Source organism: Streptomyces albus subsp. albus, assembly GCF_000719865.1.
GTDB lineage: Bacteria > Actinomycetota > Actinomycetes > Streptomycetales > Streptomycetaceae > Streptomyces > Streptomyces albus_E.
Map to the genome: position 1 here is coordinate 1 of NZ_JOID01000096.1, position 443 is coordinate 443.

Genomic DNA, 443 nt, shown 5'->3' on the forward strand with positions numbered 1-443 from the left:
TGACTCCCCTGCGCCGCCGCGCCGCCTTCATGGCCGCCGGTGTCGGAGCCACCGCCGTGCTGGGGACCGGAGTCGCGCTGGGCACCCAGGGCGAGACCGGGGACACCGCCGCGCAGACCGGCGTGAGCTCGGTGGCCACGTCCAAGTCCGGTATCAACGAGCGCACCGCCCAGGCCGAGGCGCAGAAGAAGGCCGCCGAGGGCAAGGCCGCGGCCGAGGCCGCCGCCGCGGAGCGCGCCGCCGACGAGGGGGCCGCGGACCGTTCGAAGCGCCAGGCCGTCGCCAAGGCCCCGGCCGAGGCTCCCGCCAAGGCCGCCGCCAAGGCCCCGGCGAAGGCTCCGGCCTCCTGGGTGAAGCCGGTGGACAGCTATGTGAAGGGCTCCACCTTCGGTATCGGTGGTGACCGCTGGGCCAACAAGCACTCCGGCCAGGACTTCGCCGCG

1 pseudogene is annotated in these 443 nt (G+C 75.4%); it reads left to right on the top strand.

What is annotated here, in order from left to right:
* Positions 1-443 (top strand): annotated as a pseudogene (locus tag IF83_RS33945) (hypothetical protein); the annotation flags it as partial.